At 63.2% G+C, this 16,442-nt stretch carries 13 protein-coding genes; 5 read left to right on the top strand and 8 right to left on the bottom strand.

Features of this window, described 5'->3' with window-relative positions; translation table 11 throughout:
- Positions 1-29: 29 nt before the first annotated feature.
- The 4 genes from JJ896_03085 to JJ896_03100 form a co-directional block, all read right to left on the bottom strand.
- Complete coding sequence (locus tag JJ896_03085; GenBank protein MBO6778617.1) at positions 30-959, bottom strand: hypothetical protein; 930 nt, start codon at positions 957-959, stop codon at positions 30-32.
- A complete protein-coding gene (locus JJ896_03090; GenBank protein ID MBO6778618.1) occupies positions 952-1,419 on the bottom strand; it encodes a DoxX family membrane protein in 468 nt (155 codons plus the stop codon). Before JJ896_03090 ends, JJ896_03085 begins: the two co-directional genes overlap by 8 nt.
- 64 nt (positions 1,420-1,483) lie before the next feature.
- Entirely contained in the window at positions 1,484-2,089 is a 606-nt protein-coding gene (locus JJ896_03095) for a hypothetical protein (GenBank protein ID MBO6778619.1), read from the bottom strand.
- Between the two features lie 392 nt (positions 2,090-2,481).
- Positions 2,482-3,309, bottom strand: coding sequence for a flagellin (locus JJ896_03100; GenBank protein ID MBO6778620.1), 828 nt, complete (start codon positions 3,307-3,309; stop codon positions 2,482-2,484).
- Between the two features lie 217 nt (positions 3,310-3,526).
- Here JJ896_03100 and JJ896_03105 point away from each other — a divergent pair, with 217 nt between their 5' ends.
- Positions 3,527-5,485 carry a beta-lactamase family protein gene (locus tag JJ896_03105; protein ID MBO6778621.1) on the top strand — a complete coding sequence of 653 codons (1,959 nt, stop codon included), beginning with the start codon at positions 3,527-3,529 and terminating at the stop codon, positions 5,483-5,485.
- A 1-nt stretch (position 5,486) separates the two neighbouring features.
- Here JJ896_03105 and JJ896_03110 read toward each other — a convergent pair whose 3' ends face one another.
- Genes JJ896_03110 through JJ896_03120 form a run of 3 tightly spaced genes read right to left on the bottom strand, consistent with a single transcriptional unit; the run spans position 5,487 to position 7,569 of the window.
- On the bottom strand, positions 5,487-6,875 hold the full coding sequence (locus tag JJ896_03110; GenBank protein ID MBO6778622.1) for a T9SS type A sorting domain-containing protein: 1,389 nt from the start codon (positions 6,873-6,875) through the stop codon (positions 5,487-5,489).
- The gene (locus JJ896_03115) at positions 6,872-7,225 is read right to left on the bottom strand and encodes a hypothetical protein (GenBank protein ID MBO6778623.1); all 354 of its coding nucleotides are present in this window, start codon (positions 7,223-7,225) and stop codon (positions 6,872-6,874) included. Before JJ896_03115 ends, JJ896_03110 begins: the two co-directional genes overlap by 4 nt.
- Positions 7,222-7,569: a hypothetical protein gene (locus tag JJ896_03120; protein MBO6778624.1), complete on the bottom strand. Its 348-nt coding sequence runs from the start codon at positions 7,567-7,569 to the stop codon at positions 7,222-7,224. Before JJ896_03120 ends, JJ896_03115 begins: the two co-directional genes overlap by 4 nt.
- Positions 7,570-7,629: 60 nt before the next feature.
- Here JJ896_03120 and JJ896_03125 point away from each other — a divergent pair, with 60 nt between their 5' ends.
- A complete protein-coding gene (locus tag JJ896_03125) occupies positions 7,630-8,931 on the top strand; it encodes an aminopeptidase P family protein (protein MBO6778625.1) in 1,302 nt (433 codons plus the stop codon).
- Positions 8,932-8,946: 15 nt separating this feature from the next.
- Here JJ896_03125 and JJ896_03130 read toward each other — a convergent pair whose 3' ends face one another.
- Entirely contained in the window at positions 8,947-12,075 is a 3,129-nt protein-coding gene (locus JJ896_03130; protein MBO6778626.1) for a DNRLRE domain-containing protein, read from the bottom strand.
- A 112-nt stretch (positions 12,076-12,187) separates the two neighbouring features.
- Here JJ896_03130 and JJ896_03135 point away from each other — a divergent pair, with 112 nt between their 5' ends.
- The 3 genes from JJ896_03135 (at position 12,188) to JJ896_03145 (ending at position 16,403) form a co-directional block, all read left to right on the top strand.
- On the top strand, positions 12,188-13,753 hold the full coding sequence (locus tag JJ896_03135) for a D-aminoacylase (GenBank protein MBO6778627.1): 1,566 nt from the start codon (positions 12,188-12,190) through the stop codon (positions 13,751-13,753).
- Positions 13,754-13,818: 65 nt separating this feature from the next.
- The gene (locus JJ896_03140; protein MBO6778628.1) at positions 13,819-15,936 is read left to right on the top strand and encodes an amino acid permease; all 2,118 of its coding nucleotides are present in this window, start codon (positions 13,819-13,821) and stop codon (positions 15,934-15,936) included.
- The gene (locus tag JJ896_03145) at positions 15,936-16,403 is read left to right on the top strand and encodes a nucleoside deaminase (protein MBO6778629.1); all 468 of its coding nucleotides are present in this window, start codon (positions 15,936-15,938) and stop codon (positions 16,401-16,403) included. The genes JJ896_03140 and JJ896_03145 overlap by 1 nt, the downstream gene beginning before the upstream one ends.
- Positions 16,404-16,442 lie beyond the last annotated feature (39 nt).

Below are 16,442 nucleotides of genomic sequence, written 5' to 3' on the forward strand. Positions count from 1 at the left end.
AGAGGCACCGGTGCCCGGACCTGTAACGCCTACCGAACGACCAGCTCGCCGTAGATCGGATCGGCGTAGTGGCCGGACTCCTCGTAATCGGGGTTGTAGATGCGCTGTCCCTCGGGGTTGACCACGTACAGATAGGGCGACCGCATCAGCCGCTCCAGGTGCCATCGTCCCTCCTCGCCGGACGCGATCTCGGTGCCCTCGCCGTACACCATCAGGCCGCCTTCGGCGTCCACTTCATGGGCCGGGCTGATCTCGCGGTGCTCGTGACTCACGTTGATCAGCTTGTGGCCGAGTTCATGCGCGACAATCTTCTGCGACTTGAAGATGTTCTGCAGCGTTATCACCCCGCGCAGGCGCCTTGGAATGCGTTCTTCCAGCGTGTAGCTGGGAAATGAGAGCGCGTTGGTGGGGTCGCTCTGCAGTTTCCAGGACCCGTCTTCCTGCTGCTCGAACCAGTTCATGATCACATCCTCCATGCCCACGAGATAGACCGTGCGCGCGTTGGCGGGATCGGGCTCTATGATCGCCTCAAACACGGCCTCGGCTTGAGGCGCCAGGGCGGAACGCTGCTGCCGGCTCTTCTCGTAGAGGTTGTCAATGTCGCCGGCCGGCGTTCCGATCATCACGTTCGCGTCAATGCGCAGCACTTCCGGTTCGAGCCGCACGAACTTTATCCAGAGCAAGTTGAGCTGCACGCCGGCCGTCGTGAACACGTCCTTTGCGATGCGGTAGCGGCGGACCACCTCATCAAGCGGCATGCGCTCGTTGTAGCGCTCCGAATCGGTGTCGAGCAGGTACATGCCCACGTCTACGGTAGCCACACCCTGAACCAGATCGGTGTTCAGTGAGTCGGTTCCGACGACCCGAGTGACCGTGGCTTCTACCGGCATGGGTCCCTCGGGCTGCTCCGCTGGGGTACACGCGGTCAATACGATCAGAAGGACTACGGCTCTACGCATACGGATCGGGATTCACGGACCCGCCCCGCACGGTGCCACCCAGCACAATGCCGGCTCCGATGAGGACGAGATTCTTGACGATGTACTGCCCTTCCATCGTCAATACAAACGGGAAGTCGTTCCAAACCACTTCGGGCAGCACGACAATGGGCAGAGCGGTGCCCGGCATCTGCAGGAACAGCAGGAACAGGGTAGTGCGCAACAGCTTCCCGGTGATCAGGCCAAGTCCGATGAGCGTCTCCCAGAAGGCCAACACCGGTAAAAACAGATCCGGATCCACAAAATAGACGGTGTTTCGGACCAGTTGCTCGGCCGGGCTCATGCCGGGGAAGAACTTGAGCATGCCGAACCAGAAGAACACGACGCCGAGGCCGATACGCAGAATCGGAACGCCGTTTTTGGCCATCCAGCGCACAATGACCGGGTCAACTTCGTGGAAGAGCTTCCTGAGTGTTGCCATATCAGCGGGGGGTTGTCACCCTCTACGCGACCCCGCCCGGGTGATCCCCGCTTCTGAGATTCTTCTACGGCCGGGAGACGGCCGGCCTCAGCCCGGTCAACGCACCGTAGATAGGCTCCAACCGTTCAATGCCTTCCAGTGCCCACGCGACCAGCTGAGAGCCCATCGTCCGTACTTCTTCCCGGGGGATGCTTCGCCGAATCCAGATGCTGTTCCGGTCCTGTTGCACTGAAAAGCCTGCCGGAATGTTGAGCCCGTTTTCGATGGCCGGGCGGGCCTCCGTCCAGGCGGCGCCCATGCCCTTGAACGCATACAGGCCGAGCACAAAGCGGTCCGGAAACAGGCTGTGGGCCAGCTGGATGTCCTTCAGGCGGGAGCGGGACGGGCGATAGAAACTCAGCCAGTAGTGATGGTTGGCGCCGCCTTTGCCGAAGTCGTTTTTTGGTATGCGGCTGAACACATTGCGCTCCGTTTCCAGAGGCCATTGTGCCGGGAGCACCCAGTTCAGCACCAGGTCGTCGCGATACAGCTTGAACGGGGCCACGACCGCGCGCTGAATGCGCTCTCTGTCCTCCTGGTACTGCTCGATGACGGGGCGCTCCTGCAAGTCGGACAGGGCGCTGAACGCATCGTCGTCGAAGCCGGGTGATGCTATCTGGTAGGGAGGCATGCGGCGCCCGCAACGCCGGCCGGCGGGAAACGGTTCGGGGTTGTGCCGGGGTGCCGGGCGGCCGAGCCGTGGGAAATCGTGCTAGGTACCGCCGGGAACGGCTCAACGTCGCGTCGTGCCCGCCGCCCCCCGCCGCCGCGCATGCGGAATACGGGGGCCGTTTTCCAGATAGTCCCTGCTCATGGTCCCTTCGGGGTGTAATACGGGCCTCTATTCCACATCCCCCGCGCGGCCGAGCTCCCCATTGTGGAATCTACCCCCGGGTTTCCACTCGCCCTCAACATCGGGACAGGGCGCCAGGCGCGCTCCACCGCTCCAGCACAAAAAAACCCCGGCGGGTTACGGTCCCGCCGGGGCTGGCTCTCGGAGACGAAATGTCCGAGGGAGAGATTCTAGAGCAGTCCGAGCACGGCACCGGCGCTTGAGTTGGCCTGGGCCATGGCCGCTACGCCGGTCTGTTGCAGGATCTGCAGTTTGGCTATCTCCATCTGCTCCTTGGCGAAGTCCGCGTCTTCGATGCGGGAGCGCGCGGCCTCGTTGTTGGTCATCGCGATGTTGATGGCGTCCTGCTTGAAGGTCAGGCGTTTCTGGTTGTCCCCGATGCCGCTCACCTTCGTTGAGATGGTCGTGATTGCAGCGTCGACGGTGGAGAGAAAGCTGGTCGCCGCGGATGCCGTCGAAACGTCGATCGCGCCGGAGTTCACGCCGAGCTGCGTGACGGACATCGTGCCGACGCTAACGGAGAAGGTGTCGCCGGCTTCGGCGCCCACCTGAAAACTGAACGAGCTCGACGTGAACAACGAGGTGTTGTTGTATTTGCTGTCTCCCAGCAGATCCGTGATCTCGGCGGAGAGCGCCGTCAGCTGCGTATCGATGGCAGAGCGTTCGGTCGAACTGAGCGTGTCGCTCGCCGCCTGAACGGTCTTCTCTTTCATGGTCTGGAGGATCTCCATGACCGTATCCATGGTCCCTTCTGCGACAGTCAGCATGCTCTTGGCATCGCCGATGTTCTGTGCCGCCTGGGCCTGACCACGGGTCTTGGACTCGAGACTCTTCGCAATCGAATATCCGGCCGAGTCGTCTTCCGCGGAGTTGATCCGCTTGCCGGTCGCCAGACGCATCTGGCGCATACCCATCTCGGAGTTGGTTGCCTGCAACTTGTTGTAGGCGTTGAGGACCCCGATGTTGGTGTTGATGCGGGTGAGATCGCCGAAAGCCATGGCTCTCCTCACTTGTTTTTATTGAACTTGGAGGCGGCGGTCTTGAGGGTTCTGCGGTCCGGTTTTGGCGCCTGACCACAGCTGGCAAGGGATGTATCGGCAGCGGGCCCTGCGATTTAAGCCCGGGGCGAAAAAAGTCGGGATATCTGCCTCCTGCGGCTAAAAACAGCATCGCGAGTCCCCTAAGTTCTTCGGAGAATCAAGCCGCCCCCCAGAAATGCGCTATCTCCTGCTGCTCCTTCTCCTGGTCGCCGCGCCCGTCTCTGCACAGACCCTGACCCTTGGCGAGGCCGTGCCGGGCAGCCTGACGGCCGAGTCCAAAGACACCTACACGTTCGAGACCAGTGAGGACTACTACGTATACGGGTACGTGGATCAGATCTCGGTCGATGTGGTCGTGCGCATTCTCGACCCGGAAGGCGAAGAAGTCGGCGAATACGACTCACCGGCACGCGGGCCGGAGCCGTTCCAGTTCTCGCCGGAGACGAGCGGCACCTTTACGATTGAGGTAACCCCCTTCGAAGGCGAGGAGGGAGACTACTCGGTTCTGCTGGTGGCCAATGAACCGAAGGCCACCGAGCCGACAGCGTTGGTGGATCAACTGATGCAGCCGTTCTCAAGTAATGACGCCCCGGGTGCGGTCATCTCGGTGGTGCGGAACGGCGACGTGGTGCTTGCCAAGGGGTTCGGCATGGCGAACCTGACGTACGGCATCCCGATGACGGCGGAAACGGGAGTGAGCATTGCGTCCGTGTCGAAGCACTTTACCGGCATGGCGTTGGTGCTGCTGGAGCAGGACGGTGCACTCTCGCTGGATGACGACGTGCGGGACCACCTCCCGGACCTGAAGGACTTCGGCACGCCGATCACACTGCGCATGATGCTGAACCACACCACCGGCTACCGCGAGGTGCTCAACTTCCTGCCCATGGCAGGCTGGCAATTCACAGATGCCATGGACCGCGACCTCCTGACGCGCATCGTGCAGAACCAGCCACAGCTCCAGAACGACCCCGGCTCCGAATACAACTACAACAATACCACGTTCATGCTGTTGGCCGATGTGGTGGAGAAGGCTTCCGAGATGGAGTTCGGTGAGTTCATGCAGGAGCGCATCTTCAAGCCGCTCGGCATGACCAACTCCACCATCAAGACCCATCAGGGCCAGGTGATACCGGGATCAGGGCAGGGCTACGTGGCGGCGTCCGGCGGCGGATATCGTTACGTCACCGATTTCGCCGGCGCCTACGGTGCCAGTGGGGTGAATACGACCGCCCACGACATCGTGAAGTGGATGGGCAACTTTCGCGACCATACGGTCGGCGGACCGGAGGCCATCGACTCGCTCACGGAACGCGGCATCCTGACGTCCGGCGATACCACGAACTACGCCTTGGGCCTGGGTGTGCGGGAGTGGCGCGGCCAGATGCTGTACACACACACGGGCGGGGAAACCTCCTTCCGTACGTGGTTCGGCTACTTCCCGGATATTGACTCGGGCCTGTTCTTCTCCAGCAACCACCCGTCATTCAGCCTCGGCATGTGGACGGATCTGGCCGAGGCGTTTTTCGGAGAGTACCTGGAGGCCGAGGAAGAAGAGGAAGAAGAAACCACGGTGGAAGCCGGCTCGGTGCCAACGGCTGAACAACTCGAGGCGATCTCCGGGATGTGGCGGTTTATCGGGGCCCCGCTCATGATCGAGTACACCGTCGAGGACGGGGAGCTCTTTGCCCAGGCGACGAACCAGCCGAAGTTCAAGGTCGAGCCCACTTCGGACTCCACCTTCACGTTTGTGGGGGTGCCGGCTTCGGTCACGTTCCACTTTGAGGAAGACGGCACCACGACCCGGGCCACACACCATCAGGGTCCCGATTCTCCGATGGAAAAGGTGGTGGCCCCTGATATGACCGAAGAGGAGCTCGCCGCGTTCACCGGCAGGTTCATCAACGATGAGCTGGAGACGATCTATACCCTCACAATTGAAGAGGGCGAACTGAAGGGTCATCACCGCAGACTGGACTCCTTTACCGTCACCCATCTCGTGGACGATGAGTTCACTGCCGGCGCCTGGTTTCTCGGTGGCCTCAAATTCCAGCGGGACCCCACCGGAAAGGTGATCGGATTCCTGGCGGGCAGCGGCCGCACCCGGGACGTCTGGTTCCGCAGGATGGAGTAAGCTAGCGCGCCACGACGAACGTGCCGGCTCGAGGCCCGACGCGAAACACATAGAGTCCCGGGCCGAGCTGGCTCGTGTCCAGCTCGCGGCCGGCGGTCGCGACGCGTCGCCCCAGGAGGTCAAATACCTGGACCTCCTGTCCGGGAAGTAGGCCGTCGAAGTGCACTACGTCGGCAGTTACTGGATTCGGGTACGCCTGGAGGCCGGTCTTCTCCGGTACCTCAGCACGGGAGACCTCCGTCGATCTGATATCCGTCAGATACATCAGTCGCATATCACTGAGCCTGAGGCCCGTTTGCGCACCATGTCGTCGGAGTGCTTCCTCCGGGCTGATTTCCGTGAGGGCCCAGACCTCCGAGCGGCTGCCGTCGTTGCGGGGGATGCTGCGCACCACCTCGGCCCGCAAGTCCGTGCGAATGGCCTCCTCGGTGGCTGCAGGCAGAAAGTGGGCGATTTCTGCGCTCAACCAGCCTCCCTGAAACTCAGGCGCCTCAAACTCAACCGACCCGCCTGCGTGGGCATAGAAGGCCGTCAGACGATGGGTCCCGCCCGCCGGCATGCCCATGACTCGTGGATCGTGTCGCCACGTCCACGTTCGGTTGGAACCGGGCCGGAACTCGTGGTAGTCGACCCACAGGATGCAGGCCTCGAACCGAGGCGCCAGCGGACCGAGTACGTAGGAAGGCGCATTGCAGAACGTGCCCAGCCGCACGGTTTGATCGGTATCGTTGCGCACGAAGAGCGTGAGTTCGATCGGTTCTCCGTAGGCGTACTGCGGCTTGTCTGTCGTCAACTCGACGTGGAAGCGGGGTAGTTCCACTCCCTCGAGCCGAGCCACGGAGACAATGCCAAGCGTGCCATGGCCGTCGATGCGGGAGACCGGGCCATACGTATGGTCGAACACGATCGTCCAACCCGCATCGAGCGTGCGTCGCGCGCTCGCCGTGAAGGTATAGTCGGCGTTGAAGTAGCCAGCCGGAGTCTCAATCACGTCCCGGCTCCCTCCCTCGAACCAGCGATCCAGCCCCCGCTCCACGAAAACGTCCATCGTGTCATGGGCCACACCATCCAACACCATTGGGATACTCCAACTGCTACCGGAGTCGGCCCGGAAATCGAGCAGGAGATACTCCTGTCCGCCAAGCAGTCCGTACAGACTTCGATCTGCCCAGCGCACCGAGTCGGACCCCGCGATCGGGGAGCTCAGAATCAGATACCCCTCGGCCCGTCGCAGCACCTCCAACGAGCCGGCGCCCACGGTATCCGGTGGGGCATTCGGGGGATCCAGGATGGTGACATACTCCCACCGGTTGCCCGTTTCCAGAGCGAATTGCCTGGCGTCGACCGGGGCCGACCAGGCCAGCAAGAGGGCCAAACCGAGCGTTCTCATTCGCGCGCGGCAGATCTGCGAGCCGCCTGAACGCCCTCCACCAGGGCCCATCCCACACTTCCGGCTACGCACAGGGAGGCCGACTGGAACGGCCAGAGATTTCCGGCGCTTTCCGCCAGGGTGTTTCCGATGGGCAAAGTGGTAGCGAACACCACCACACAAAAGATGATCACCCCGAAGAGGGCGCGCTCACCTTCCGGACGCAGGTACGCGATCGTCCCGACCCCAAAGAACGCAAAAAGGAGCTCGGTCAGCCCAAGATCTCCCGGCAGCACATACGGCAGGGCCGTCGCCACAAGCGCGATCACGACCGCAAGCAGCATCCACGTTTTTCCACTCAATGGCTTCATGACATAGCCTCCGGTCGCTCGTGGCGGGGCTCGTAGACGCCGAGGTCTCCGCCGCCGGGCAGGGTGACGACCGTCAGTCGCCCCCAACCTTCGTCCTTTATCTCGGCGCACGAGGCGCCGGCCCCCCGAACGGCTGCCACAAAGGAATCCACGTCGTCCGTCATGAGGTAAAACTCTTGCCTGTGGTTCTCGCCGGGATGCACGGCCACTTCCGCCGGTGGCAGCCCGAAAATGAGCCAGCCATGCCCAACATCCACATGGGGGAGGCCGATGACGTCCCGAAGAAAGGCCCGGTCCGCTTCCGGATCCTGGCTGAAGATGACGGAATGTGCGCCTGAGATCATCTCGCTGGAGTTCTTGTGGCGGGAAGCGGTAACGTACAGTCCATCCCGACTCGATGCACGATGCGACTGACTCTCCTGCTTCTGGCCTTTCTGACCGTTAACGACGCCATCGCCCAGGAGGCACGCCGAAGATGGGAGATGATGGCCGAGATCCGCCGCGACAAGTTTGACCTCGTGCTGCCGGAAGTCATGCGGGAGAACAACGTGGACATGTGGATCACCATGAACCGCGAGGGCAACGATGACCCGCTTTGGATGGACTTTGGCCAGGGCTACACGGGATCGACCTCCTACTACGTGTTTACGGATCGGGGCGGCGATCGTATCGAGCGGGCAGCGCTGGGCGTGGACGGCTACTTCCTGGAACAGAGTCACGCCTATGACTACTTCGGCTCCGCGTCGGAACTGGCCGACTTCGTGTCGGAACGGGATCCGCAGTCCATCGCACTGAACATGTCCCGTAGAATCGGCGCGGCGGACGGCCTGACGCACAGCGGCTTTCTGGAACTCACCGAGGTGCTGGGGCCGATCTATGCCGAGCGCTTCGTGTCTGCCGAGAAGCTCACCTCCGACTTCCGCTCCCGCAGGGTGGCCACCGAAATCGCGGCGTTCTCGGAGGCCGGGCAGATCTCGAAGGAAATCGCCGAGCGTGCGCTCTCCAATGAGGTGATAACGCCGGGAGTCACCATGCTCGAGGACGTGGCGTGGTGGATGGCTGAAGAACAATTCCGCCGCGGCCTGGGCACGAGCTTCGGCATGCCCAGCGTGTACATAACGGGTCCGGATGGCATCGAGGCCCTTTCAGACCGTCGCATCATCCAGCGAGGCGACTACCTGACCATCGACTGGGGCGTGGGTCTGATGAACTTCCATACGGACATGAAGCGCATCGCGTACGTGTTGCGCGAAGGAGAAACCGAAGCGCCCCCCGGCATTCAGCATGCCTTTGATCAAGGCCTTCGGGCGCGCGACGTGCTCAAACGCACCATCAAGCCGGGCGTTACGGCCCTGGAAGCCCAGGAGCAGATCTACGCGGCGCTGGAGGAGGCCGGCTTCCGCCGCATGACCGCGTTCAATCAGCCCTCCGATGACCCGGAGGTGACGGACGTGATCATCGGCAGCCATTCCGTGGGCAACCTCGGACACGGCATCGGTCCGTCCATCGCCTTCTTCAATCCGCTGCGGATCACCTATGAACTCAGGCCAAGCAATATGCTGTCAATCGAGTTATTCGCGTACACCAGCGCGCCCGAATGGGGTGGCGCCAAGGTGCGCGTGGCGCTGGAGGACGATGCGGTCATAACCGAACGGGGCGTGGAGTGGCTCTACCCCGCCAGCCAGCGCATCCTGCTCATCCGATAGCCGGCCCGCACGCCGCTAGCGGCCTTTGGTCACCACCAGAGCGTCTCGCGTTCCGTTGACTCGCAGTACGTAGGTGCCCGCCGGAAGGTGCTGCGTCGACAGGTCTGCGGTGCCACCCTTGAGCTCCGCACGAGCCACGGTGCGGCCAAGCATGTCCACCAGTTCCAGGGCGGCGTCCTGCGGATACTGCACCATCAACTGCGCGCCGAACGGATTCGGGAATGCCCTGAGTCTGGTATTCTCCGCCTGAGCCACGACGTCGATCGAGGTGGAGGCAGTCGCGGATACATCGGTCACAAACAACCGCCCGGAGGCCGGAACGTCCAGGCTCGCCGTTCCGACGCCGAGTGTTTGCGCGTAGACCGCCCAGGCTTCGCCCGACTCCAGTGCCACACGATCCAGGGCCATGCGACTGCGATCGACCTGCACCGAATCGGCCACAGGGACCACCAGGGCCGCGGTCTGACTGGAACCGACGACCACGCGGTACTCGCGCTCTGCGCCGGTCCGGCCGGGGTCGAGGGCAGCCGGCGCTGAAACCAGCTCGCCCACCAATTGCGCCATGGATGGCGTTGCCGGTAGCAGACTGACCGGAGATCCGTCATCTGACGAGATCTGTATCCGCCCCGTTGAGGCGGCGTTGCTGGTGTAGTCTACGTGGAATGTGGGCCGGTCGCCGATCGTCGGGGCCTCGGAGGAGAAGAAGTCCACCCCGTCCGTGGCGCCGTCGTAATCCCGGATCATGAAGCCCTGATTGGCCGCGGGATTGTCGATCCAGGACTGCACGAGGGCCGTGCCCGCCGCATTGAGCGACACGGTCATACGACCTGTGGTCCGCGCTGAAAGCCGACCAATAACCTCGCTGCCCTCCGTCGCCGCTCCGGGCGCCGGCCACGCCTGGCCGGCCGTTGCCTGCAGCCAGGTGGCGTCCGCTTCGGCCCAGGGCGTGCTCACGGCGTACAGTTCGTACGTCGCCTGCGACGTATTGAAGACTTCCATCTCCAACGATGCGCCGAGCACCGTCACCCCGGAGGGTACCGAAGAAAGGTCCCATCGCATGAGCACGCCGTAGTCGGGCTCCCCGTCCATTTCCATGTCGACCGCACTGCCGAACGCGGTGGTCGCCGCGTCAGACTTGATCTTCGTGTCGGCGACTCCAGCGTAGCCGTCGACTCCCCGCTGGAAGCTGGCGCGCTCGACCACTGCGCCGAGCACAGACACCAGTCGGCTTGCCGTCGAGCTCCGGCCTCCGTCATCGGTCACGGTGAGCGTCACCGGGAACTGACCGATGGCAGAATAGACGTGCGATGTAGTCTCGCCAGTCCCCGTCGTACCGTCGCCGAAGTCCCACTCATAGCTGACGATAGTCCCGTCGGGGTCAAAGGAGCGCGTGGCCGAGAACTCCGTCGCAACGTCGACCGCCGGCGATTGAGTAATCACGTCCATCAGCGCCTGCGGGGGCAGGTTCACCGGATCCGTTCCGTCCAGCGTATATGTGATACTCAGCGCTGGTCTGGACGCGACTGAACCGACCTCCCGTGAATTGATGTCCACCCCATCTGTCCCGGAGGCGGCCACATCAAGTACAAAGCCGTGATTCAGCGCAGGATTGGCGTTCCACGCCTGCAGGGTTGCGATCCCACTTGCATTGAGATCCACGGTTCGTGAACCCAGCCCATTGGGCACAAACTCGGCCACCGCAGTCGGCAATCGGTCACCGCCGCCGGCCCCCGGGGTTGCCCAGGGCTGCGTGTCTGTAGCCTGCAGCCAGGTTGCCTGTGCTTCATTCCAACCGGTCGTTAGCGGGTACAGGCCGTACAGCGAGCCCGACAGGTTGGTGATGTCGAAGATCACCGAGGCCGATACGATCGTCGCCTCAGGGGGAACAGGACCCAAATCCCAGCCAAACAGAGTCCGGAAGAGTGGCGACCCGTCCGCCTCCAGCTGCACGGACGCTCCGTAGTTCGTCGTCGGATCGGTGGAGCGCAATTTTGTGTCCCGGGCCCCATTGTATGTACCGGAGTCCTGCAGGACCACCGTTACCGTGCCCGTTGGCGGAGGAGGCGGTGGTGGGGGCGGCGGTGGCGGAGGGGCGCCCGACGAGGACAGGAGCAGGTCCTGATTCGCGTTGACCAGTGACCCGGGCACAGCGGGCAGTCCAAGAAGGGCAAGCGAAAGGTTCGCGGCGTCCAGATTGAACACCGGGGGCGTTGCCGCGCTGGCCTGCCTGGTGACGTGGGACGAGCCGGGGTCGGTACGTGTGGAGTTGATGGTGTACAGATCAACGCCAGAATCAACACCGGCGCCCCACGCGAGGAACGGCACGGTAAAGTGGTCCGGATTCAGGATCTCAAAGTGCCCGATGTCGCTGCCACCGTGGTCCGAGGTGACAATGACTGTCGTGCGGCCTCCATACACCGGATGCGACTCGGCCAGGTCGAGCAGGTCCGAGACGAGATGGTCTGCCAGGCGGACCGCCATGGAGTAGGAGGACGTGTTGTCGATCTCCCAGGTCCGGATGTGACCAACAATGTCCGGCTCCGCCAGATGAAGCATCGCGAACGTAAACGGCTGCGTCTCACCCGCATCCAGGAAGGCCTCAAGCAGCGACGACGACGAGCGACGGAACGCGTAGACGTCGAGCTTGTCGGCGCCGTTTGCCGCCGGCGCACCGTTGGCTGCGTCGTAGGAGGTGTCGAACAGGGAGAATTTGGTCTTGGTGGCAAACAGCCCGGTTCTCCCGCCCGCGTCGTGCACCACGTCGAATACGGAAGTCACATACGACCCGTGATTCGAATGCAGGGTCTCACCCGGCTGAGGGTCGACGTTGTCCGTGTAGCCGTGCCCGTCAACGTCCGCCGTGAATCGTCCGGTCAGCATGCCGGTGTGATTCGGGAGCGTGATGGTGTAGTCCGGGTCCGTGCGCGCGTTGAAGGTGTAGGCACCTTCGGTCCGCATGCGCCAGAATCCCGGGAGCAGGTCGGGACCCGCCGCCTGTATCATGGCGGGACTCAGCCCATCGACCGAAACAACGATGACGTGGTCGGCATCCTGGGCCCGCGCATCGGGCGATGTGGACATAAACAGGCCCAAAAGGACCAGAATGGGGAGAAATCCGGATGGACTCCGACTCGGAGCGCTCATATCGATTCGGGTACGGTCAGGTAGCCTTGAGCGTGACCCAATAACCGCGCCAGCCTGCCCTCTTGCGTGTCCCGGTTCGGAGCCGCATCGGCATCTGCGCGTTGTGGCAGGCATGCGCATACTGCTTCTTCTGGCGATCAGCCTGGCCGGGTGCACCGGCTCTCCGCAGTTTGATACCGTTATTCGTGGGGGTCAGCTACTCGACGGCACGGGCGCACCCGCGCGGTTGGCCGACCTGGGCATCTCCGGCGATCGCATTGTGGCGATCGGTGTTGGCCTGGACACCACCGGTGCCATCGTGGTCGATGCGAGCGGAATGGTAGTCGCGCCCGGTTTCGTGGACGTTCACACCCACCTGGATCCTCTGCATCGGCTTCCCGGCGCGGAGAGCCACGTGCGCCAGGGCGTTACCACGGCCCTCGGCGGTCCAGACGGCGGCGGGCCCTGGCCGCTCGGCAGCTACCTCGACGAGACGGAAGCCATGGGGGTCGGCATCAACGTTGCGTTCCTTACCGGACACAACAGTATTCGGCGCGAGGTCATGGGGCTGGAGAACCGGCAGCCCACTCCGCAGGAGTTGGAGCGCATGCAAGGCATGGTCGCCGAGGCGATGGACGACGGCGCGTTCGGCATCAGCACCGGCCTGAAATATCTGCCCGGCACCTTCTCGGACATTGATGAGGTCATCGCCCTCTCCCTGGTAGCCGGATCACGCGGCGGGATCTACACCTCGCATCTGCGCGAAGAGGGGCTCGGGTTGATCGATGCAGTCGAGGAGGCCATGGAAATAGGTGCCCGCGCCAAGATTCCGATCGTGCTCACCCATCACAAGGTGGTGGGTCAGCCCATGTGGGGCTCATCATCCCGCACCCTGGCCATGGTGGATTCGGCGCGCGCTTCCGGCACAGCGGTGTTTGTGGATCAGTACCCGTACACCGCCAGCTACACGGGCATCGGCATTCTGGTGCCTGGCTGGGCGATGGCCGGTGACTCGCTGTTCGCCCGACTCGACGACCCGGCGTTGCGCGATTCCATCCTCGCGGGTATCGAGTTCAACCTTGTGAACGACCGCGGCGGCAATGACCTGGACAGGGTGCAGTTTGCCCTTGTGGAATGGGACCGCTCCCTGGAGGGACGCACGCTGGGCGACTGGGCTCGTGAGCTGGGCCGGGCCACAACGCCCGAGACCGGGGCCGAACTGGTGATCGAGGCGCTCCGGCGTGGTGGCGCGAGCTGCGTCTTTCATGCCATGGATGAATCCGATGTAAGGGCCATCATGCAGCATCCCATGACCATGATCGCGTCGGACGGTCGCCTGGTCCAGCCGGGAGAAGGGCACCCGCACCCGCGTTGGTACGGCACCTTTCCCCGGGTCCTGGGTCACTACGTGCGGGAGGAGGGCGTGCTCACGCTTCCAGAGGCGGTGCGCAAGATGACGGCGCTGCCTGCGTCCGTGCTCGGGCTCGAGCAGCGGGGCACTCTCCGGGAGGGGTGGTTCGCGGACGTGGTTGTCTTCGACCCCGACTCCGTGCTGGACAGGGCGACCTTCCAGGAGCCCCACCAATATCCGCACGGGATCCCGCACGTGTTCGTCAACGGCGTGCCGCAGGTCCTCTCAGGAGCCTATCAGGACAGCAGGCCGGGCAGGGTGCTTCGGCACGAGACGCAGCCACGCTGAGATCGGCGGATGGATCTCCGGTTTAGACGCGCGGCATCCACGCCGGACCACCGTATCATTCCCGCATGCCCGACCCCACCACGAAACTGAAGAAGAGCCTGGGGCTGTTCGACGTCTACGCGATTTCGACCGGTGCCATGTTCAGCTCGGGATTCTTCCTGCTTCCGGGATTGGCCGCGGCCCAGTCAGGTCCGTCGGTGGCGCTTGCCTATTTGTTCGCGGGGGCGCTGATCCTCCCCGCCATGTTCAGCCAGGCTGAATTGGCCACCGCGTTGCCACGCGCAGGCGGTGCCTACTACTTCCTGGACCGATCGCTTGGACCCCTTTTTGGTACGATTGGGGGCCTGGGAACGCACCTGGCCCTGACCCTGAAGACCGCGTTCGCTCTGATTGGCATCGGGGCGTACGCCGCGATTTTCGTCGAGCTGCCCATCAAGCCGGTGGCGATCGCGCTGACGGTGGCCTTCGTGGTGATCAACATCGTCGGCGCCAAAGAGTCGAGCGGACTGCAGCGCGTTCTTGTCGTCATCCTGATGACGGTGCTCGCCTTCTTCCTGGTGCAGGGCGCCTACTACCTGCTTGCCGTGCAGCCTGCGAGTGCTACACGCATGCAGTTCGAACCTTTTCTCCCCTTTGGCTACGAGGGGCTGCTCTCTACGATCGGGTTCGTGTTCGTGTCGTATGCGGGGCTTACCAAGGTGGCCAGCGTAGCCGAAGAGATCAAAGACCCGGAGCGCAACATCCCGCTCGGCATGATCCTCTCCCTCGCGTCGACCACGTTCGTCTATGTGGCAGGCGTGTTCGTGATGGTCGCTGTGCTTGAGCCCAACGCGTTTCGGGGCGATCTGACGCCAGTGGCCACGGCCGCTCAGAGCTTCTTCTACTGGCTGCCTGGACAGGTCGGCGTCGGTTTGGTCGTGATTGCGGCGCTGGCCGCATTCGCGTCGACCGGAAACGCGGGTGTGCTCTCCGCCAGCAGGTATCCCTTGGCGATGGCCCGTGACAGACTCATGCCGGCCGTCTTCGGAAAGCTGGGTAGATTTCAGACTCCGACGCCGGCCATTCTCGCGACCGGCGGTCTCATGGTCTTCTTCATTCTGGTTCTGGATGAGGAGGGCATTGCCAAGCTGGCCAGCGCGTTTCAGCTGTTCATCTTCGCGCTGCTGTGTCTCGCCGTCATTGTAATGCGCGAAAGCCGCATCCCGAGCTACGACCCCGGCTACCGCTCACCGCTCTATCCCTGGATGCAGCTTGCAGGAATCCTGTTCAGCTTTCTGCTGATCCTGTACATGGGCTGGCTGGCGATCCTGTTTACGATGGGCGTCATCGTGATTTGCCTGGCCTGGTACTACCGCTACGCGCGTAACCGGGTGGAGCGCGACGGAGCGATCTACCACTGGTTCCGCAGACTGGGCGCGTCCCCGTACGAGGGTCTCGATCGGGAATTCCGGGCCATCATGAAGGAAAAAGGCCTGCGCGCGAAGGATCCCTTCGATGAGGTAATCGCGCAGTCCGAGTTCCTCGATATCGAGGCCGACATGTCGTTCGAGGACGTCATGCGCGAAGCCAGTCGATTGCTCTCGCCGCGACTCGGTTTGCCTGCCGAGGAACTGGAAGGAAAATTCCTGGACGGAACCCGCACGGGAGCCACGCCCGTGGCTCAGGGCGCGGCCCTGCCCCATCTGCACCTGAAGGGCATCGACTCACCCGTCATGGTGCTGGGTCGAAGCCGGGAGGGACTCGAGATCGGCGTCGTGGATGCGTTCGGCGAAGCCCACGGTGCCGACCGCGTGCATGCGGTGTTCATCCTTGTAAGTCCCGAAGAAAACCACGCGCAGCACCTTCGCATGCTCGCAGAACTCGCCAATCGCATAGACGAGGAGGAGTTTATCGGTCACTGGATCGATGCACCCAATGGCGCGCATGCCAAGGAGCTCCTGATGCGGGATGCCCGATTCATGACCATTCTGCTTCGCTCGATGGATGCCACCGCAGAGATGGTCGGCCGAGAAGTTCGAGAGGTGCAGTGGCCTGAGGAATGCCTCGTGGCCGTGGTGCGCCGCGGCGGTCGCACGCTGGTGCCCCGAGGCGGCACCAAACTCGAGGAGGGTGACCGGGTGACCATTATTGGCGAGCCCATCGCTCTCTCGGAGCTGCGCAGCAAATACCCCGAAAGCAGCTGATGACACCAGAGCAGCTGATGCGCCGCGCGATCGACCTGGGGGTGGAGAACGTGGCGTCCGGAGGAGGGCCATTTGCGGCACTTGTGGTTCGCGACGGTGAGATCGTGGCCGAGGGCGCCAACAGGGTTACGGCCAACAACGACCCGACCGCACACGGTGAGGTGATGGCCATCCGGGCCGCCTGTGAGGCGCTGGACACGTTTCACCTGGAGGGCTGCGAACTCTACACGACCTGCGAACCCTGCCCCATGTGCCTCGGGGCCATCTACTGGGCCCGACTCGAACGCGTCTACTTTGCGGCCGGGCAGCTCGACGCCGCGGGCGCCGGCTTCGACGACGCCTTCATCTACGAGCAGATTCCCGTCGAACCGGAGGCGCGCAGCATACCGATGATGCAGGTGATGCCGCGAGAGTCCATGGAAGTGTTTGCGGCCTGGCACCGAAAGCAGGATCGCAGACCGTACTAGCTGCGGCCCTCAGGGCCCGAAGCCGGCACACAGGCCGCG

It is taken from the genome of Rhodothermales bacterium, assembly GCA_017643395.1.
In the GTDB taxonomy this organism is placed as follows: Bacteria; Bacteroidota; Rhodothermia; order Rhodothermales; family UBA10348; genus JABDJZ01.